At 65.7% G+C, this 18,790-nt stretch carries 17 protein-coding genes; 5 read left to right on the top strand and 12 right to left on the bottom strand.

All coding sequences use genetic code 11. The features are described from left to right. Positions 1-26: 26 nt before the first annotated feature. The 3 genes from rpsA to polA form a co-directional block, all read right to left on the bottom strand. Entirely contained in the window at positions 27-1,502 is a 1,476-nt protein-coding gene (gene rpsA / locus ACSQ1X_RS10405; RefSeq protein WP_011691911.1) for a 30S ribosomal protein S1, read from the bottom strand. Between the two features lie 219 nt (positions 1,503-1,721). Continuing rightward, a complete protein-coding gene (locus tag ACSQ1X_RS10400) occupies positions 1,722-3,011 on the bottom strand; it encodes a GNAT family N-acetyltransferase (protein ID WP_436057624.1) in 1,290 nt (429 codons plus the stop codon). A gap of 76 nt (positions 3,012-3,087) precedes the next feature. Then, positions 3,088-5,730 (bottom strand): DNA polymerase I, encoded by a 2,643-nt coding sequence (gene polA / locus ACSQ1X_RS10395; protein ID WP_436059321.1) that lies wholly within the window; start codon positions 5,728-5,730, stop codon positions 3,088-3,090. 223 nt (positions 5,731-5,953) lie between these two features. Between polA and ACSQ1X_RS10390 the strand changes: the two genes are divergently transcribed. Further along, on the top strand, positions 5,954-6,418 hold the full coding sequence (locus ACSQ1X_RS10390; RefSeq protein ID WP_436057623.1) for a hotdog fold thioesterase: 465 nt from the start codon (positions 5,954-5,956) through the stop codon (positions 6,416-6,418). 18 nt (positions 6,419-6,436) lie between these two features. Here ACSQ1X_RS10390 and ACSQ1X_RS10385 read toward each other — a convergent pair whose 3' ends face one another. The 8 genes from ACSQ1X_RS10385 to ACSQ1X_RS10350 all read right to left on the bottom strand — a co-directional run bounded on the left by ACSQ1X_RS10385 (position 6,437) and on the right by ACSQ1X_RS10350 (position 13,962). Beyond that, the gene (locus ACSQ1X_RS10385) at positions 6,437-6,979 is read right to left on the bottom strand and encodes a dihydrofolate reductase family protein (RefSeq protein WP_055805969.1); all 543 of its coding nucleotides are present in this window, start codon (positions 6,977-6,979) and stop codon (positions 6,437-6,439) included. A 13-nt stretch (positions 6,980-6,992) separates the two neighbouring features. After that, positions 6,993-7,862 (bottom strand): hypothetical protein, encoded by an 870-nt coding sequence (locus ACSQ1X_RS10380; RefSeq protein WP_436057622.1) that lies wholly within the window; start codon positions 7,860-7,862, stop codon positions 6,993-6,995. Continuing rightward, complete coding sequence (locus ACSQ1X_RS10375) at positions 7,859-8,905, bottom strand: hypothetical protein (RefSeq protein ID WP_436057621.1); 1,047 nt, start codon at positions 8,903-8,905, stop codon at positions 7,859-7,861. The genes ACSQ1X_RS10380 and ACSQ1X_RS10375 overlap by 4 nt, the downstream gene beginning before the upstream one ends. A 193-nt stretch (positions 8,906-9,098) precedes the next feature. Then, a complete protein-coding gene (locus ACSQ1X_RS10370) occupies positions 9,099-9,320 on the bottom strand; it encodes a hypothetical protein (protein ID WP_055805976.1) in 222 nt (73 codons plus the stop codon). Then, the gene (locus ACSQ1X_RS10365; protein ID WP_436057620.1) at positions 9,317-10,528 is read right to left on the bottom strand and encodes an anion permease; all 1,212 of its coding nucleotides are present in this window, start codon (positions 10,526-10,528) and stop codon (positions 9,317-9,319) included. Before ACSQ1X_RS10365 ends, ACSQ1X_RS10370 begins: the two co-directional genes overlap by 4 nt. Before the next feature lie 170 nt (positions 10,529-10,698). After that, a complete protein-coding gene (locus ACSQ1X_RS10360) occupies positions 10,699-11,193 on the bottom strand; it encodes an HAD domain-containing protein (protein ID WP_436057619.1) in 495 nt (164 codons plus the stop codon). A 167-nt stretch (positions 11,194-11,360) separates the two neighbouring features. Beyond that, positions 11,361-12,611 (bottom strand): FAD-dependent oxidoreductase, encoded by a 1,251-nt coding sequence (locus tag ACSQ1X_RS10355; protein WP_055805985.1) that lies wholly within the window; start codon positions 12,609-12,611, stop codon positions 11,361-11,363. Beyond that, complete coding sequence (locus tag ACSQ1X_RS10350) at positions 12,604-13,962, bottom strand: MFS transporter (RefSeq protein ID WP_436057618.1); 1,359 nt, start codon at positions 13,960-13,962, stop codon at positions 12,604-12,606. Before ACSQ1X_RS10350 ends, ACSQ1X_RS10355 begins: the two co-directional genes overlap by 8 nt. A gap of 48 nt (positions 13,963-14,010) precedes the next feature. Here ACSQ1X_RS10350 and ACSQ1X_RS10345 point away from each other — a divergent pair, with 48 nt between their 5' ends. The 4 genes from ACSQ1X_RS10345 (at position 14,011) to ACSQ1X_RS10330 (ending at position 17,718) form a co-directional block, all read left to right on the top strand. Next, a complete protein-coding gene (locus ACSQ1X_RS10345; protein WP_055805990.1) occupies positions 14,011-14,844 on the top strand; it encodes an IclR family transcriptional regulator in 834 nt (277 codons plus the stop codon). 98 nt (positions 14,845-14,942) lie between these two features. Next, complete coding sequence (locus tag ACSQ1X_RS10340) at positions 14,943-16,085, top strand: cupin domain-containing protein (RefSeq protein WP_436057617.1); 1,143 nt, start codon at positions 14,943-14,945, stop codon at positions 16,083-16,085. After that, positions 16,085-16,921 (top strand): fumarylacetoacetate hydrolase family protein, encoded by an 837-nt coding sequence (locus tag ACSQ1X_RS10335; protein ID WP_436057616.1) that lies wholly within the window; start codon positions 16,085-16,087, stop codon positions 16,919-16,921. The genes ACSQ1X_RS10340 and ACSQ1X_RS10335 overlap by 1 nt, the downstream gene beginning before the upstream one ends. Beyond that, a complete protein-coding gene (locus ACSQ1X_RS10330; protein WP_436057615.1) occupies positions 16,921-17,718 on the top strand; it encodes a maleylpyruvate isomerase family mycothiol-dependent enzyme in 798 nt (265 codons plus the stop codon). Before ACSQ1X_RS10335 ends, ACSQ1X_RS10330 begins: the two co-directional genes overlap by 1 nt. A 146-nt stretch (positions 17,719-17,864) precedes the next feature. Here the strand turns inward: ACSQ1X_RS10330 and ACSQ1X_RS10325 are convergent, their stop codons facing one another. Continuing rightward, entirely contained in the window at positions 17,865-18,734 is an 870-nt protein-coding gene (locus tag ACSQ1X_RS10325; protein WP_436057614.1) for a universal stress protein, read from the bottom strand. Positions 18,735-18,790 lie beyond the last annotated feature (56 nt).

The raw sequence follows: 18,790 nt of genomic DNA, 5'->3' as shown, positions 1-18,790 counted from the left end.
ACTTAAGTCCGGGGCAAACCGGGAAATTAGTTGCCGGTCAGCTTCTCGCGCAGTGCTGCAAGAGCCTCGTCCGAAGCAAGCGTGCCTGCACCGGTCTCGGCTGCAGCAGGCTCGGAGGAGTAGCTGGTGGTGCCGGAATCGCTGTCACCGGACGTTGCAGCTGCAGCGTCGTCGGCAGCGTGCTGGGCAACCTGCTTCTTGTGTGCTTCCCAGCGGGTCTGGGCGTCAGCGTACTGCTGCTCCCAGGCTGCGCGCTGGTTCTCGTAGCCTTCAAGCCACTCGTTGGACTCCGGGTCGAAGCCCTCCGGGTACTTGTAGTTGCCCTCTTCGTCGTACTCAGCGGCCATGCCGTAGAGAGCCGGATCGAATTCGGTGCTGTCAGCGTCAACGCCCTCGTTAGCCTGCTTGAGGGAGAGGGAGATGCGGCGGCGCTCGAGGTCGATGTCGATGACCTTGACGAACAGCTCGTCGCCAACGGAGACAACCTGCTCAGCCAGCTCCACGTGGCGGACTGCCAGCTCGGAGATGTGCACGAGGCCTTCGATGCCGTCTTCGACGCGAACGAACGCACCGAACGGAACGAGCTTGGTGACCTTACCCGGAACAACCTGGCCGAGGGCGTGGGTGCGGGCGAAGGTCTGCCACGGATCTTCCTGCGTAGCCTTGAGCGACAGGGAAACACGCTCGCGGTCCAGATCGACCTCGAGAACCTCGACGGTGACTTCCTGGCCAACTTCGACAACCTCGGACGGGTGGTCGATGTGCTTCCAGGACAGCTCGGAAACGTGAACCAGGCCGTCTACGCCGCCCAGGTCCACGAAGGCACCGAAGTTGACGATGGAGGAAACGACGCCGGGACGAACCTGGCCCTTTTCCAGCTTGTTGAGGAACGTGGAGCGGACCTCGGACTGGGTCTGCTCGAGCCATGCACGGCGGGACAGCACAACGTTGTTGCGGTTCTTGTCCAGCTCGATGATCTTGGCTTCGATCTGCTGACCGATGTACGGAGCAAGGTCGCGCACACGGCGCATCTCGACGAGGGATGCGGGCAGGAAGCCGCGCAGACCGATGTCGAGGATAAGACCACCCTTGACAACCTCGATGACGGTACCGGTGACGACACCGTCTTCTTCCTTGACCTTCTCGATGTCGCCCCAGGCGCGCTCGTACTGAGCACGCTTCTTGGAGAGGATCAGGCGGCCTTCTTTGTCTTCCTTGGTGAGCACCAGGGCTTCGACCTGATCGCCAACGGAGACGACGTCTCCGGGATCAACGTCGTGCTTGATGGACAGCTCGCGGGAGGGGATGACACCTTCGGTCTTGTAACCGATGTCGAGCAGAACTTCGTCGCGGTCGACCTTGACGACGGTACCTTCGACGAGATCTCCGTCGTTGAAGTACTTGATGGTGGCGTCGACTGCTGCGAGGAAGTCCTCAGCGGTACCGATGTCGTTAATCGCGACTACGGGGGTACCGGGCTTCTCGGTGGAGGTGATGGTCATGTAGTAGGGGCTCCGTTGTGGATAGTTAGTCGGTCAGGCGGACCGCCGCCCACCCGTATTGACGAGTGCGCGGATGTTGGCAGAACGCATGGTTCTGCCAGGTTCATCCTGATTTGTGGATTCTAGATACGCGCACGTAGTACACGCCCGTTTATTCTAGTCGTACCCTCCAACCCCGGTCAAAGCGGCAGGGGCGGGAATGGCGGCCCGAAACCCCTTTTAGAAATGCGTCAGGCAGTGGGGCGCGCGTTCGACGGCGAACATGAGCCGTGCCCGGAGTGCGGCACCGGACGTGTGTTCCCGAATCCGCCCCGCCGCCTTCAACGTCACCGGACACACGGCGCCGAGGTAGATCGAGGCGAGATCGGCCACGTCCATCGACAGGTCGGGGTGCGCCCCGGCCGGTGCTCCCGAAACACTGGCCTCGCCGCCGCTGACGTCAAGGATGAACGTTCCGCCGGCGAATCCCAGGGCGTCCTCGACTTCCAGGACCAGCCGTCCGCCTGCGGAGTATCGCCGGGCACCGAGCGCCTGAACGCTGTCAAGGATCCGGAGCCAGAGCATATCCCGGTGGTCGGAGGCTTCGACGCAGCGCGGGTCCGCAAGCGCCCACACCAGAGGATCGTCCACCGGTGCGTCGGCCCAGCTGACACGCTGGATGAGGTCGATGCTGCCCAGGAACTGCCAGAGCTCCAGGTAGGCATCATCCGTTGCTGCCACCAGGTCCACGATTTCCACCGTGTAGGGCTTGGTGTCCCAGCCGGCGAATTTATACGAGACGTAGCCATCCACTGCTCCGGCAGCGTCGTAATGCAACGCGCACTTGATGGCTTCATCTTCGTTACCGTCGCGGCCCACGGTTCCGGAGATGTTCTGCCGGTAGGCATCCTGCCGGACGATGGAACCGGGAGTGTGGCGGTGCACGCGCTCGAACACTTCAGGGGCCAGTTCGAGGAGCACCTTCCGGTCGGCGATCTCCACCGTGCCGGAAGGCTGGTGGCGGAGAGCGAACCGTGGTCCGGTATCCACCTTGATGCTGCGCTCAAACGTTGCGACGCCGTAGCCGAACCTCCCGTAGATGGAGCCCTCGGAGGCGGTCAGCGCGGCAATCGCCAGGCCGTCCGCCTTCGCCGCGGTAAGGTCTTCGGTCATCATGCGGCGCAAAAGGCCCTGACGCCGATGGGTTCCGCGCACGGTCACTGCCGTCACCATGTGCGTGAGAAGCTGGCGGCCGTACCCGACATTCAGGTCCCGCCGGAGCGTGCCGAATGTTGCCACGGGGACACTGGCACCCAAAGAATGCTGCGCCACTGCACCCGTCTGGTAGACGCCGGTCAGCTCGCGTCCGTCCGTGCGGTACATGGCCATGATCTTGTCCACGTAATCGTCGTTCCGGCGGGTGTCGTGGAATCCGAAGCCCACGGCCTGGATCCAATCGGTTCCCTGCTCATAGCCGGGCACACCCTTCTCCGCTGCCCTGAAACGACGGATCTCATACTTTTCTGCCACGTGCTGCTCCCCCTTGAACCGAATGAACCAACGCGCAGGACGCCGGGTTGGCGGCGTCCTGCGCGTCCTAAAACTGCTAGTGCCCGGCGTCGTACCAGCTCGGACCGACGCCGATCTGGACGTCCAGCGGCACGCTGAGGTCCGCGGCGGAGCCCATCTGTTCGGTGACCAGTTTCTCCACTGCAACACGCTCGCCGGGGGCAACTTCAAGCACCAGTTCGTCGTGGACCTGGAGGAGCATGCGCGATTTCAGGCCCTGGGCCTTCAGTTCCGCGTGCACGCCCAGCATGGCCCGTTTGATGATGTCTGCCGCCGAGCCCTGGATCGGTGAGTTCAGCGCGATGCGTTCCGCATTTTCGCGCAGCTGCCGGTCCGTGCTGGTGAGGTCCGGCAGGTACCGCCGGCGGCCCTCGATGGTGGCGGTGTACCCGTCGATCCGGGCCTGATCCACCACGCCGCGCAGGTAGTCGCGGACGGCTCCGAAGCGGTCGAAGTACTCCTTCATCAGGGTTCGGGCCTCGTCAACGGAAATCTCCAGCTGTTTGGAGAGCCCGAACGACGTCAGGCCATAGGCAAGGCCATAGGACATCGCCTTGACCTTGGAACGCATGGCGCTGGTGACCTGGTCGGTGGGCACGTGGAAGATGTTCGATCCCACGAACCGGTGCAGGTCCTCGCCGTCCCGGTATGCCTGGATCAGGCCTTCATCCCCCGAGAGGTGCGCCATGATCCGCATTTCGATCTGCGAATAGTCCGCGGACAAGAGGCATTCATAGCCGTCGCTGACCACGAAGATGCCGCGGACCCGGCGGCCCTCCTCGCTGCGGATGGGGATGTTCTGCAGGTTGGGGTTGTTGGACGAGATCCGTCCGGTGGCGGCGACATTCTGCGCGTACGTGGTGTGGATCCGGCCGTCCTCGGTCACGGACTTCTTGAGCGACTCCAGCATCTGGCGCAGCTTCGAGGACTCGCGGTGGGCCATCAGCTGCACCAGGAATTCGTGCCCGGTCTTTTCCAGCAGGTTCTTCAGCGAGGCGGCGTCGGTGGTGTAACCGGACTTGATCTTCTTCGTCTTCGGCAGCTGCAGTTCCTCGAAGAGGACGGTCTGTAACTGTTTGGGCGATCCCAGGTTGACCTCGTGGCCAATGGCGGCGAACGCCAGCTCCTGGGCGTTGTCGATCACCTTGGCCAGGTCAGCCAGCTGCTCATCCATCCGCTGCATGTCGATCGCAATGCCGGCGAGCTCCATGTCAGCCAGCACCCTGCTGACCGGCAGCTCAAGGGTGGAGAGCAGTTCCTCCGCCTTGCGCTCCTTCAGCTCCGCTTCAAAGTAGCGGCTGAGCGTCTGGACGACGGCGGCGGCGTGGACAAGTTCGCCGGCCGCGGCCGAGTCGTCGCCGTCGAACGCCAGCTCCAGCTGTCCGGCCTTCGCAACGGCGGTGGAGATTTCGATGTTGAGGTGGTGCTGCGCCAGCTCCGCGAGCTCGTAGGTGCGGCGGTCGGGCTGGATGAGGTAGCCGGAAATCGAGGTGTCGTCCACGACGCCTTCAAGTTCCAGGCCGCGGGCGGTCAGCGCTTTCAGGGCGGCTTTGAAACCGTGCATCACCTTGGGCGCTTCGGGGTCGCGCAGCCACGCGGCCAGTACGTTTTCGGCCTCGGCATCCTGGCTCGAAAGGTCGATGTAGGCGGCGGCTCCGTCCCGGACGATTGCCAGCGCGGCGGCGTCCTCCCCGATCCGTCCCGGGACGAGGTCGACGGCGACGGCGGACCGCTGCCCGGTGCCTGCGGCCAGGAAGGCCTCCAGCTCGGCTGCTCCGGCCGGCGTGGCGTAGTCCGGGATGTCAAGGCTTTCCCGTTCTGCGAGGTCCACGTCGTCGCTCCCGTAGAGGGCGAAGAGGCGGGTGCGGATGGTCTTGAACTCCAGCTCATCGAACAATTGCTCCAGGGCTGCCTGGTCCGGCCGCGGCTCTGCCAGGTCGTCAAGCGTCACGGGCAGGTCCAGGTCGGTGTGGAGCCTGTTCAGCCGGCGGTTGCGCTTGACGGACTCCACGTTCTCGCGGAGGGCGTCACCGACTTTGCCGCCGATCGAATCGAGGTGTTCCAGCACGCCTTCCAGTCCGCCGTAGAGGTTGATCCACTTGGCGGCCGTCTTGGGACCGACGCCGGGCACGCCCGGGAGGTTGTCCGCCGACTCCCCCACCAGGGCGGCGAGGTCGGAGTACTCGGCCGGGGTGACGAAGTACTTTTCCTGGATGGCAGGGGCGTCCAGGCGGGGAATGTCGCTGACGCCTTTCCTGGGGTACAGCACGAACACGTTGTCCGTAATCAGCTGGAAGGCATCGCGGTCGCCCGTCACCAGCAGCACTTCGTAGCCGGCCTTTTCGCCCATGGCGGCGAGGGTTGCCAGGATGTCGTCCGCTTCGTAACCGGGCATCTTGATGGTCTTGATGCCCCACGCACCCATGACCTTGTCGATGAGGTCGATCTGGCCGCTCATCTCCCGGGGCGTCTCGTTGCGGCCGCCCTTGTACTCGCTGTACTCGGCCTTCCGGTGGGTGGTCTCGTCCGAGACGTCGAAGGCCACAGCGACGTGGGTGGGCTGCTGCTCCTTGATCAGGTTGATGAGCATGGACGTGAAACCGTGGATCGCGTTGGTGTGCTGCCCCGAAGCGGTGGAGAACTTGTCCGCAGGCAGGGCGAAGAACGCCCTGAACGCCATGGAGTGGCCGTCCAGCACCAGGAGGCGGGGCTGGTCGGTGATGGGAATCACGGGGGCCACGGTGGCGGAAACCGGCTCCGCGGTACGTGTGGTTTTCCGGTCGGGCTGGGCCACAGCCACGGAAGTGGACTCGGTTGCGGGTAGGACGTCTGCTGCAGTGCCTGCAGAAAGAGGGGCAGGGGCCGGTTTGGTAGTTTCACTCACAGGTGCCAGCCTAGTTCCCATGATGGACAATTTCACGCCCGGGCAGTTCGCCGCCGAACTGGCAGCCGCTGGCGTTCCCGAAGAAATGCATGAGTGGCTCGGCGAATACGGCGTTGGCGCGCTGGTGGTGAAGATGGGGATCCATTTCCTCGAAATGAGCCCCGAACGCACCGTGGCCACCATGCCGGTTGAAGGCAACACGCAGGTGGCCGGGATCCTGCACGGCGGCGCCCATGTGGTGCTGGCAGAGACGCTTGGCTCGTTCGCTGCCGGGATGCATGCCGGTCCGGGACGGCAGGCTATGGGGATCGAGGTGGGAGCGACCCATCACCGGGCCATTGCCGCTGGCACTGTGACAGGAACCTGCACGGCCATCCACCTGGGCCGCACGCTCACGACCCACGAGGTCGTGATGACCGACGAGACGGGCCGCCGGCTGTCCACGGCCCGCATCACCAACCTGATCCGGGATATCGCCCCCTGACCTTCTGGCCGAGCATGTTCAGCCGAGCCGGTACCGCAGCTCGACTATTCCCCTGCCCATGGTGTTGGACGCCACCAGCTCCAACGGCCGGGTGGGACCTGTTTTGATGGGCAGCACAGGCTTACCGGCACCGAGCACCACCGGGATGATGGACACGATGATTTCGTCCAGCAGGCCGGCGTCGGCGAACTGGGCCGCGAGCTCTCCCCCGCCTACCAGCCAGATGTTCTTGCCGGCCGCCTCCGCCGTGAAGTCGTCCATGAACTCGCGGACGTCGCCGCGGATGAACGTGATGTCCGCTCCCCGCGGGGCCGAATGTTCGTGGTGGGTGAAAACCCAGCTGGGGGTGTCAGGGTAGGGCCAGTTGCCGGGCTCGTGCTCCATGAGCCAGGCGTATGTTTCGCCGCCCATCACGATGCAGCCGACGTCGGCCATGAACGTTTCGTAGCTTTCCCGGCCGCCTTCGAACCCGTCGAACTGGAGGAGCCATGCCAGGTCGTCGTCGGACGTGGCAATGAAGCCGTCGAGTGACGACGCCACAAAATATTGGAGACTGGACATGGCCCCAGCCTAGTCATTTGGACTCGGGGTTCCCATACTCCACGCGCATGCCGGGATCATCACGGAGCACCACCACTTTGCCGCTGCGGAGCGTCCAGCCCTCGTTGAGCAGGAATATGCGCCCGCCGCTGACCACCAATAACCGCAGGCCGCTGTACTGGTACACGGGATGTTCCGCTGTTCCGCTGGACTGTTCGCGGACGTTGGGCGCACTGATACCCAGCCGGTCCTTGCTGTACACAACGGCGGTGGGCAGGAGCGCGGACCGTTCCTCATAGCTCACCGCCAGTCCCCGTCCCAGCGCCTGGGCGAAGTCCGAGGTGCCCCAGAACAGCAGCAGGGTCACGAGGCAGAAGACCAGCGTCTTCTCGGACCCCCGCGACAGTGCGGCAAGGCTGCGTCCCGACGCTTCCGCGGTCCGCCGCCAAAGACTTAGGCCCCAGGCCGCGAGCAGCACGCCGCCAGCCATAATGTACGGCACGAACAGCACGGTGCGTTCAGGTTGGACAATCACCACCAGCCACATGGCAGCTGCACAGGCCAGCCCGGTAAACAGAATTACCGCCGCGAGCCGCCGGATCCCCGCTACCCTGCCGGCGGCGAGTTGTCCGGCCAGCAACCGGTCCAGGGACAGCCATGCGACAGCGACAAGCAGCAGCCAGACCAGCGGGATGAACAACGACGGGATGCTGCGGAGCACGAAATCCTGCACCGTGTACCCGAAGAGGCTGACGTCCAGCCCCATCGCCTTCGCCTGGGCATCCGTCCGTGCCCAGCCGAAGTAGACCAGCAAGGCCGTGGCGATGGTTAACGGCGGCCCGATGACCGCCAGCATGTCGACGGCGCGCTTCCAGCGGGGGTCCGCCTCCGGCTCGCCGCTCATGACTGCGGTTCCGTCAGCCGTCTTGTGGCCCCTGTCTGCGGCGGCGCGGACGGCGGCGCGGTCGTGGCGGGGCCTGACGTGGCCGGTTCAGACGGCGTGGGGCCGGGACCGGGCGGCGTCTCGTCGGAATACACCAGCACTGCTGCCCCGGAAACCGGCGGAGTGGCCTCCACTGTGACTCTGGCAGAGGAGGCACCTGCGGCCGGAGGAGCGGAAAATACGAACGGACCGAACTGGGGGCCGAACTGCTGGCCGCCGTCGTCGATCGGGGTGCCGTCCACCAGGATTCTGTCCACGTTCACGAAGAACCCTTCCAGCCGCACCTGGGTGCCGCCGGCAGAGGAAACGGTGGGGGTGGGCTGGCCGGCAAATGCCCCGTCAAGGACAGTCAACCCTGTCAGCCGCCGGGGGCAGTCATCACCGGCGCCTGCTGAATTTATTTGAAGCTGGGCTCCCGGGTGGGCGGTCCGAAGGTCCACGGCCTGGCGCAGGGATTCCGTGACCTTGATTTCCCAGCACCTTTCGGGCGGCAGGCCTGTGACCCCAGACAGCGCGGCCCGGGCCCGGTCCCAGTCTCCGGGCAGACCCGTGGCCAGCGCCTGGCAGGTGGCCTCCGCAGCCGTCCACACGGCAGGAAACGCCGTGTTGAGGGTCGATTCGCGCAGGCCGGCGCAGTTGCGGTCCCGCACGAGTTCGTACAGCGTCCCCTCCGGCGGGTCAGAGGGCGCGGCCGGGCCGATGGGCACCCAGCGAATGACGACGGCGCCGGGCGCGGGCGGAGGCCCGTCGCCGGGCCCCGGGAGCGGGGCAACCGTTGGCGGGGCGTTAGTGGAGGCCGTCGATGCGGTGCCGGACCCGGCAGCGGATGCCGCCGTCGTCGTGGTTGTCCCAGGGCCCGGAGCCGGCGGGATGACACATCCGCTGGTGAGGAAGAGCGGCCCCAGAGCCGCCATGGTTCCCAGCAGCCCGACCAGGAGCCGGCCGGGTCGCCGGCCTGTTCGTCGGGCTGTTAGCCCGGCTGCTGCCCCGGTTTGACTGTGCATGACAGACCCACCTGCTTGCGGTTCCCGGCAGGGGAACCGGCCTGGATAGAACCCTTCGGGATGACTCCCGGCATCGGCCGGCACCGGGGCCGGACCAAACACGCTGAAACAGTGTTAACTATTCCCCCGATGGGCGATATCCGCCAGAGCAGCACCTTGCGTTCCAGCCTTGGCGCCGGGGCCGGCGCTGATGCTACTTGCTGAAGTACGGAATGATCAGGTACAGCCCGAACAGCACCGCGAGGCCGCACAGTCCGAAGCAGGCGTACGCCAGCGACTTCATCCACCGCGGCGTGGCCTGCTCGGAATCACCCGCGATCGCGGTGAACCGGACTCCGACGGAGTAAAGGACCACAACCGTCACCGCCGCCAGGAGCGTGGCGCCCGCCACCTGGACCAGTTCCAACCATTTCATTTGTTTCCACCGTTCAGCTTGTGGGCGCGGCTGGCGGCCAGTGCCTTCTTCTTGCGGAAGCGGACGGCCTGCCCTGCTTCCTCGACCTCCACGGCATTGTGGTGGCCCACATGGGACTTTCGGGACTGCACGAACATGAACAGCACGGCGCCAGTTCCGGCCACAGCGGCAATGACCACTCCCACGACGCCGGTCTTCACCAGCAGGGCGGTCAGGGCGCCGACGATCCCGGCGGCAGGCAGCGTAAAGAGCCAGCCGATGGCGATCCGTCCGGCGGTGCCCCAGCGCACGGAGGTGCCTTTGCGGCCCAGCCCCGAGCCGATCACGGAACCGGACGCCACCTGGGTGGTGGACAGCGCGAAGCCCAGGTGCGAGGAAGCCAGGATCGCCGAGGCCGTGCTGGCTTCGGCTGCGAATCCCTGGGCGGGCTTGACGTCGGTAAGGCCGGAGCCCATGGTGCGGATGATCCGCCAGCCTCCGGCGTACGTGCCGATGGCAATGGCGAAGGCACAAGCTGCGATGACCCAGAACTGCGGACCGGAGCCCGGCTGCTGCGTTCCGGCGGCAATCAGCACGAGGGTGATGATGCCCATGGTCTTCTGGGCATCGTTGGTTCCGTGCGCCAGTGCTACGAGGCTGGACGTGAAGATCTGGCCGGTGCGGAAACCGCCGCGCTTCTGGGTGAGCTTGCTGCCGGTCTCCGGGTCGTGCCGGGAGGTCAGTGCGTAGGCGAGGCGGGTGCAGACGTAGGCCACGCCGCCGGCAATCACCGGAGCGAAGATCGCGGGGAGGATCACCTTCTGCATGAGGGATTCAAAGTTCACCGAATGAATGCCGATGCCGGCGATCGCTGCGCCGATGAGGCCGCCAAAGAGGGCGTGTGACGAACTTGACGGGAGTCCCTTAAGCCACGTGATCATGTTCCAGAGGATGGCGCCCATCAAGCCGGCAAAGATGATGTCCGGGGTGATCTGGATGCCGTCGGACCCTTCCTTGATGATTCCGCCGGAAACAGTCTTGGCCACTTCGGTGGAAAGGAAGGCTCCGACCAGGTTCAGGACCGCTGCGAGGGCAACCGCCGTCTTGGGTTTGATGGCACCGGTGGCAATAGGCGTAGCCATTGCGTTCGCGGTGTCATGAAAACCGTTGGTGAAGTCGAAAAAAAGTGCCAGCGCTATTACCAGCGCCACCATGACGGTGATTTCCACCTGTTGCCCAATCTGCAGAGTCGACGGTCAGCAGTTCCACTTCCCCGGTGCCCCGTCCGCACGCAGCGTTACCCCGGTGTTTGCCGGAAGTTCAGGTGGTGTTGTTCGGAAGGGGCTTGAAACCTTATCGATCGTACGCGTCAACGCCGTGAGGACAAAACAACCGGCGGTCAAAGGAAAGCACGCACGGCCTCCAGCTCAGCGCGGGACAATCCACGCCTGGGCTGCGGCGAAATCAGCAGCAGGCGCGGGCCAAGGATGGAAGCCCACGCCCGGGCCTCGGTCTCGAAATCGAGCTGGTCGTCGATCCAGACGGCACGGTCCGGCGCAGACACCTCGATGTCCCGCTGCAGTGCCCGCAGTTTCCACCAGCCTTCGCCGCTGCCCAGTCCATTGCTCGCCAGCACAGGCCATTCCTGCCCGGCAAGGCCGATCGCGGGGCACAAGTAATCCGGTGCCATCTCCTCCCAGCTGGTAAGCCAGACGCATCGGAGGCCGGGTGTCCTGGACAGTGCGTTGAGGGACTCCACGAGCTCACCGGCGTATGCGACTTCAAGCAACCCGGCGTCGGAAATTCGCCACCGGCTCCCCCAGTCCGTGGTGCCGGCCGCCCCGAACGGGCAAATCACGCCGTCCACGTCCAGGTAGAGGGAGACATTCCTCACGCCCGGGTCCTTTCCTCCAAGAGCTCCACGCCCTTCAGATGCTCCACAAAAAACGTTACCGACGGCGGGTGGGACGGGCAACCGCCTCCGTGCCAACGGGAAAAGTGCCGGACACGGTCACGAGTCCGGCACTTCCCAGGGTGCAGCGTTAGGGCTGGGGCGTAAGACTAGGCGGGGACTTTCGCCGCCGCTGCCGCATTCCGTGCCGCGGGAACTCCCTCGCCGGCCTGGCCGTACAGCCAGTCGTTGTACTGGAAGTCGTTGTCCTTCCGGCTCTTGAAGAGCAGATTGCGCAGGGTCCGGGCAAGCCCGGAGACGTGCCAGGATTCGCCCCAGACGCGGGCAGTGCGCTGGACCCTGGCGGTCCGGCCGGCACGAATGCTGTTGAAGTCCTTGATCGCACCGTCCCAGGCTTCCGGGTTGATGCCTTCCGCGGTGAAGACGGTTCCGTTGCTGACGTCCTGCAGCACAGCGGCGTCTTCGAGGGCCTGGCAGGCACCCTGGGCGAGGTACTGGAGCATCGGGTGCGCGGCGTCGCCCATCAGCACCATCCGGCCGGCCACCCAGTTCTCGATCGGGTCGCGGTCGTACATGGGCCACCGGATGCCGGTGGCCAGGTTCTTGAGCGCGTCCTGAACCGCCGGAACGCAGTCCTTGTAGGCCGCCTCGAGCTCGTCGACGCCGCCGTACTGCTCTTCGCCGCGCTCGAAGGAGGCGGATTTGAAGACGGCCACAGTGTTCAGCAGCTCGCCCTTGCGCAGCGGGTACTGTACGAGGTGGCAGTCCGGGCCGAGGTAGACGATGACGTCCTCGAGGTCGGTCTTGGGGGTGTTTTCGGTGATGGGCACGGTGCCGCGGTATGCCACGTAGGCCGAGGGCACCGGCTCGTCGCTGGCCACGAGCGGACGCAGGGTGGACTTGAGTCCGTCGGCGCCGATCACGACGTCGGCCTCGAAGTCCACGCCGGCCGCCGTGTGGGCCACACCGCGGCCGTTCACGGTCTCAACGCTCTCGACCATGACGTCGTTGACCAGCGTCACGCCGGCCGCTTCACAGCCTTCGAGGAGGACACGGTGCAGGTCGCTGCGGTGGATTACGACGTACGGGGCGCCGTAGCGTTCCTCGAACTCCGCGCCGAGCGTCTGGCGGGTCAGCTCCTCGCCGGTGACGGCGTCGCGGAACACCAGGTGCTTGGGCTGGACACCGATTTCCAGTGCCTTTTCCAGCAGGCCCCAGCGCCGGAGGACGCGGGAAGCGTTGGGGGCCATCTGCAGACCCGCGCCCACCTCGCCGAATTCGGGGGCACGCTCCACGAGGGTGACGTTGGCGCCGTTTTCACGCAGCGCGAGGGCTCCGGCCAGTCCGGCCATTCCCCCTCCGATGACGAGGACATCGGTGGACGTGGCGTGCTCAGACATTGCTTGCTCCTGTAGGTGAGTGTGAGGTTGAAATTTTTGACTTGAGTTTGAGGCCGACGGCGGCCAGCAGCACCGCTGCGATGGCTGCTGCCCCGGCGAAGGCGATGAAGTTGGAGTTGACGCCCATTCCGGCGGCCAGCAGGAGGCCACCCACCTGGGGTGCGACGACGGCGCCGATGCGGCCTGTCCCGAGCGCCCAGCCCAGCGCGGTGCCCCGCAGGTGTCCGGGATAGTGGCTCGCGACGGCGGCGATGATCAGGCACTGTGTGCCGTGGGTGCCAACGCCCGCAAGGACCAGCATGAGGTAGACCACGGTGACAGGAGGTCCCGTGACCAGTACCACGAGCGCACCCGCAGCGACCGCCGCGGCGGCGATCGCCGTCGGAATCGGACCGAAGCGGGTCCCGGCCCAGGCAGTAATGACTGAACCGGCCACCGCACCCAGGTTGAGGGCCAGGGCGAAGGTCAGGGCGGATCCCAGGTTGTATCCGGCCAGTTGCATGAGGTTGGGCAGCCAGGTTCCGAGTCCGTACCAGGCGAACAGGGTGGCGATCGTCGCCAGGGCAAACAGCAGGCTTACCCCCAGGTACGGTGCCCGGAGCAGGGAAGAGAAGCCGGACGGTTCCCTGACTGCGTGGCCCTTCCCGGCGGCCTTCGCCGGGCCTTGACCTGCGGCCTTGTCTGCTGCACGGACCGGAGTCAGTGTCTCCGGGAGGTATTTCAGTCCCAGCGGCACCACGATCACCAGGGCCAGGACGGCCACGAGGAACATCGACTGCCAGCCGAAGGCGGGAATCAGCTGGATGCCGACCAGTGCGGCGATTGATCCGCCGATGGGGACACCGGACATCATCAGGGTGGCGATGGTGGACCGCCACTTGGTGGGGACGAGTTCGGCAACAAGGGCGTTCGCCGACGGCACCAGGCCGCCGAGCCCGATGCCGGCAAGGAGCCGCATAACGCCGAAGACGGCAGCGTTGGGAGCGAAGGCGCAGAGGACAGTGAAGATGGAGAAAACGACGGCGCAGCCCAGGATGGTGCGGCGGCGGCCCCACGAGTCGGCCATCCGGCCGGCAAAGATCGCCCCGATCATCATGCCGAGGAAGGCCATGGATCCGATGGTCCCGGCGGTGGCCTTGTTCAGGCCCCAGCCGGTCTCGGTGATCAGGGACGACTGGACAGTCCCGTAGACGATGAGGTCATAGCCATCGAAGACCACCAGTAGCCAGCAGACGAGGACGGCGGCGGCCGAAGCTTTCGAGAACCGCGATGCAGGCCCATCAACGGTTGTGGGGGCGGAAGCCCCCGGCGAGGACCGTTGCGGCACTGCAGCGGAAGGTGTGTGATTCATGCCACTACTGTCATGGCCGTTGGAGGTGAACCACAATACAATTCTGATGTGCAGAAAGAGCCAGCCCCCAAACCCGCATCCAGAACAGTCCGGAAACCCGTGCAGAAGCGGCCCACCTATTCCATCGAGGCAGTGGACAATGCGCTGCAGCTTCTGCAGCTGCTCCGCGACGGCGGGGCGCTGCGGCTCAAGGACGCAGCGGAGGAGCTGGCCGTTGCCCCGTCGACCGCCCACCGCCTCCTGGCGATGCTGGTCTACCGCGGGTTCGCGGTGCAGGATGAAACCCGCCGCTACGTGCCAGGTCCGGCCATGGGTGTCGGGCCGGCCGGGCTGAGCTGGACCAGGCTGCTCCGCTCCCTCGCCCAGCCGCACATGGAGCTGCTGTCCGCGCAACTCAACGAGACCGTCAACCTCATGGTGCGGGTGGGCACGAAAGCGCGTTTCCTGGCCACCGTGGAAGGAAACAATGTGTTGCGAGTGGGTGACCGGCAAGGGACGGTGATGCCTGCCAACAAGACCTCCGGAGGCAAGGCCATGCTCGCCGAACTGGAAACGCCAATGATTGACCAGCTCTTCCGCAGCAACAACGCCGAAATCGGCGGCGACACCATCCCGGACGCGGAATACCCGGCGTTCCTCCGCGAGCTGGAATCCATCCGCAGCAACGGTTTCGCCGCCAATTTCGAAGGGACGGAGGAGGGGGTCAGCGCCCTCGGGATTGCCCTGCACAACCGTCACGGAAACGTGGTCGGCGCGCTCAGCGTCGCCACTCCGGCGACCCGCTTCCGCCGTGTGTTCGACGCCGGGCTCGTCCGCGCCCTGCGGGAAACCTGCCGTCAGCTGGAGATAGACATCGCGGCCAATCCGGCCGACGCGGACTAGCAATTCTGGCCAGCAGAATATGTTGGAGCTCACAGGGAAGCCCTCCGTAGAGTCGAGACACGCCAACGAACTGTTCCGCACTCACCGAGGAGGCACCTGTGTCTATCAGCGCCGAGAACACAACTCATGAATCAGTGGCTACCAGCCACGCCTTGCCGGAGCCGACGGCGGAGGAGGCTGCGCAGCTTGAGCAGCTGTATCGGGATTTTGATCGGGAGAACCTGATCCCGTTGTGGACTGAGATCGCGGATTTGATGCCGATGGTCCCGTCCCCGAAGGCGGTGGCCCATGTGTGGCGGTGGAGCGACTTGTACCCGCTGGCGGCCCGTGCCGGTGACCTGGTCCCGGTGGGCCGTGGCGGGGAACGCCGTGCTATTGCGCTGGCGAACCCCGGCCTGGCCGGTACCCCGTATGCCACCCCGACGTTGTGGGCTGCGATTCAGTACCTTGGTGCCCGCGAGACCGCTCCGGAGCACCGGCACTCGCAGAACGCGTTCCGCTTCGTCGTTGAGGGCGAGGGTGTCTGGACGGTGGTGAACGGGGATCCGGTGCGGATGTCCCGCGGGGATTTCCTGCTGACTCCGGGTTGGAACTTCCATGGCCATCACAACGACACTGATGAGCCGATGGCCTGGATCGACGGGCTGGACATCCCGTTCGTGCACTACGCCGATGCCGGGTTCTTCGAGTTCGGCACCGAGCGGGTCACGGACGAGGCCACCCCGGACATCTCCCGCTCCGAGCGGCTCTGGGCCCACCCGGGCCTGCGTCCGCTCTCGGGCCTGGATGACACCACCAGCTCCCCCATCGCGGCGTACCGGTGGGAATACACCGACGCCGCCCTGCGCGAGCAGCTGCTGCTGGAGGACGAGGGCCACCCGGCCACCGTGTCCCAGGGCCACGCCGCCGTCCGGTACACGAACCCGACCACGGGCGGGGATGTGATGCCCACCATCCGGGCCGAATTCCACCGCCTCCGCGCCGGCGCGACCACTGAAGCGGTCCGCGAGGTCGGCTCCAGTGTCTGGCAGGTCTTCGAAGGCACCGGCACCGCGACCCTGAACGGCGAGAGCAGGACCCTGGAGAAGGGTGACCTGTTCGTTGTCCCGTCCTGGGCCGAGTGGTCCCTGCAGGCCGGCGCCGGCTCGAACGCAACCTTTGACCTGTTCCGCTTCAGCGACGCCCCGATCTTTGAACGACTGAACTTCAACCGCACCTACATCGAAGGACGCACCAAGTAATGAGACTCCTCACCCTCCGCACCCCCGCCGGCACCGGCCAGAACACCGTGGCTGTCCGCCAGGACGGGACGACCCTGACCGAGATCGACGGGTTCGCCGACGTCGGGGAACTCCTGAAGGATTCCGCCTGGGAAGAGAAGGCGAAGGCCGCCACCGGGGCGACGCACCCGCTCGAAGGCGCGGACCTTGCTCCCGTGGTGCCGTTCCCGGGGAAGATCATCTGCGTGGGCCACAACTACCGGAACCACATCAAGGAAATGGGCCGGGAGATCCCGGAGTACCCCACCCTGTTCGCGAAGTACCAGGAATCCCTGATCGGCCCGAACGATGACCTGGCCCTGCCGCAGGAATCGGACACCGTGGACTGGGAAGCCGAACTCGCCGTGGTGATCGGCAAGAAGGGCCGCCGGATCAGCGAAGCGGACGCCAAGGACCACATCGCCGGGTACTCGGTGCTGAACGACGTGTCCATGCGCGACTACCAGTTCCGCACCATCCAGTGGCTCCAGGGCAAGACCTGGGAGAACTCCACCCCGTTCGGCCCCGCCCTGGTCACCCAGGATGAGTTCACCGCCGGCCCGCTGATGACCTCGGCCGTGGACGGCGAAGTCCAGCAGTCCACCCCGACCGGGGACCTGGTGTTCACCCCCGAATTCCTGGTCTCCTACATCTCCACGATCATCACCCTTAACCCCGGTGACGTGATCGCGACCGGCACCCCGGGAGGTGTGGGCCACGCCCAGGACCCCAAGCGCTACCTGCAGGAAGGCCAGATCCTGGTCACCACCATCGAGGGCCTGGGCCAGCTGAGCAACCGCGTGGTCAAGGAAGCCTGATGGTCGCCCGCCACGACCAGACCACGGACCCGGTCCTGCTCGAGGGTTTGCTGCAGGCACGGCGGGGCACGGCGTTTTTCGCCCGCAAGCTCAACGAGCTCTCCGACGCGGACCTGGACGGGGATTCGCTGCTGCCGGGCTGGACCCGGCGGCACGTGACGGCCCACATCGGCTACAACGCGCGGGCCATCGCGCGGCTGATCGAGTGGGCAGCCACCGGCGTGGAGACACCCATGTACGCCTCCACGTCGGTGCGCGACCACGAGATCAATTTCGGAGCCACCCTTCCGCCGATCGCGCTGCGGCACCTGTTCGACCACTCCGCGGTGCACCTGAACGTCGAATGGCGGGACCTCCCGGCCGAGGCCTGGCACCACAAAGTCAAAACAGCCCAGGGCCGGATCGTCCCGGCCGAGGAAACCGTCTGGATGCGCACCCGTGAAGTCTGGGTCCACGCCGTGGACCTGGACAACGGCGCCAGCTTCACCGACATCCCCGCCCCCGTCCTCGAACGGCTCCTGAAGGACATCACCAATGCCTGGCACACCCGCGGCACCGACACCGGACTACTCATCAGGGTCACTGGCACAGACCTGACGTTCGGCGACACCAGCGCGGAGAACCCAACACTGATCACCGGCCCGCTCACCGCCATCACCCAATGGGCCACCGGACGCGGCACCCACGAGGTGCGAGCAACAAGCACCACAGCAACAGCCGGCACAGCGGCGGATGCCGCGACACCGGCGTCGGACGCTGACCTGCCCGAAGTACCCCCAGCACCCAAATGGATCTAGCACCCCGGCGGATCTAGGCCGCACGTGGATCCGGGGCGCATAACCTGACACCCAAGAACGGTCAGCGAAGCGGGCAACTGGTTCCGGACGCGAAGGTGGCCCCCTCCACGGAGGGGGCCACTTTTCGTGCAACGGAGGTGTGCCTGCTATTCCTCGTGCTTGATCTTGTGCACCCGGGTGACCACCGTGGGGCACGGGACCCGCAGCAGGACCGCGTGGGCGGTGGAACCGAGCAGGAGCCTGCTGAACCCGCCGCGTCCGCGGCTGCCGATCACCAGGAGCCGCGCGTTCGCGGCGGCCTCCACGAGGGCCTTGGCCGGATCAGTGTCCTTGTCGAGCACCTGGTTCACCACCAAGTCCGGGTACTTGTCCCGCAGCCCGGCGACCGATTCGGCGAGCACGATTTTGTCCTCTTCCTCAATGACTTCAGCCAGGCCGCTCGCAGGCATCCCGCTCTGGACCCAGCGGGCGGGGCGCCGGAACGCCAGCAGGGCGGTCAGCTCATCCCCTTCGCGGTCGGCTTCCGCCGCGGCAAACGCCACAGCCTGCAGGGACTCCTCCGAGCCGTCCACGCCCACTACGACGCCGCGTCCCTGCGGCCCCTGGGCCTGCGGTATGACTGCCACGGGGCTGTCGGACGCGGTAACGACCTGAAGGGCGCGGTCCGTTATGGGTCCTCCGTCGGCCCAGTGGCGGTGGTGTGAGCCGATGACCAGCATGGCGGCCTCTTTGGATATTTCCTTCAGGGCTGAGCCTGCGCTTCCGTGCCGCAACTGCACATCGACGGCAACGCCTGGTTCCTTCTTGGCGGCATCCTCCTGGACCTGCCTTAGCAACTCCATGCCTGATTCCCTGATCAGTTCGTGATACTGGAAGTCCGGCGACATCCACCGGTCGTCCACTGCATGGACTGCAATAACCGGGAGCTTAAGCTTGGCCGCCCGGTGCAGCGACCACGACATTGCGGCCTCACTTCCCGCGGAGCCGTTGATGCCGACGACGATTGGTTTGCTCATTCGAATCCTGCTCTTCTCCATCGCGTTTTCGGATCAGCACGCCGATGGCCGCTGAC

Origin of the sequence: Arthrobacter sp. LjRoot78 (assembly GCF_964254335.1) — a bacterium.
In the GTDB taxonomy this organism is placed as follows: domain Bacteria; phylum Actinomycetota; class Actinomycetes; order Actinomycetales; family Micrococcaceae; genus Arthrobacter.
This window is presented reverse-complemented; position numbering and strand designations above follow the sequence as displayed.

Excerpts from the sequence above, each read along its gene's own strand:
- rpsA (WP_011691911.1), bottom strand. The coding sequence starts at position 1,502 with ATGACCATCACCTCCACCGAGAAGCCCGGTACCCCCGTAGTCGCGATT.
- polA (WP_436059321.1), bottom strand. The coding sequence starts at position 5,730 with ATGGCGTTCAGGGCGTTCTTCGCCCTGCCTGCGGACAAGTTCTCCACC.
- ACSQ1X_RS10390 (WP_436057623.1), top strand. The coding sequence starts at position 5,954 with ATGATGGACAATTTCACGCCCGGGCAGTTCGCCGCCGAACTGGCAGCC.
- ACSQ1X_RS10385 (WP_055805969.1), bottom strand. The coding sequence starts at position 6,979 with ATGTCCAGTCTCCAATATTTTGTGGCGTCGTCACTCGACGGCTTCATT.
- ACSQ1X_RS10380 (WP_436057622.1), bottom strand. The coding sequence starts at position 7,862 with ATGAGCGGCGAGCCGGAGGCGGACCCCCGCTGGAAGCGCGCCGTCGAC.
- ACSQ1X_RS10375 (WP_436057621.1), bottom strand. The coding sequence starts at position 8,905 with ATGCACAGTCAAACCGGGGCAGCAGCCGGGCTAACAGCCCGACGAACA.
- ACSQ1X_RS10370 (WP_055805976.1), bottom strand. The coding sequence starts at position 9,320 with ATGAAATGGTTGGAACTGGTCCAGGTGGCGGGCGCCACGCTCCTGGCG.
- ACSQ1X_RS10355 (WP_055805985.1), bottom strand. The coding sequence starts at position 12,611 with ATGTCTGAGCACGCCACGTCCACCGATGTCCTCGTCATCGGAGGGGGA.
- ACSQ1X_RS10350 (WP_436057618.1), bottom strand. The coding sequence starts at position 13,962 with ATGAATCACACACCTTCCGCTGCAGTGCCGCAACGGTCCTCGCCGGGG.
- ACSQ1X_RS10335 (WP_436057616.1), top strand. The coding sequence starts at position 16,085 with ATGAGACTCCTCACCCTCCGCACCCCCGCCGGCACCGGCCAGAACACC.
- ACSQ1X_RS10330 (WP_436057615.1), top strand. The coding sequence starts at position 16,921 with ATGGTCGCCCGCCACGACCAGACCACGGACCCGGTCCTGCTCGAGGGT.
- ACSQ1X_RS10325 (WP_436057614.1), bottom strand. The coding sequence starts at position 18,734 with ATGAGCAAACCAATCGTCGTCGGCATCAACGGCTCCGCGGGAAGTGAG.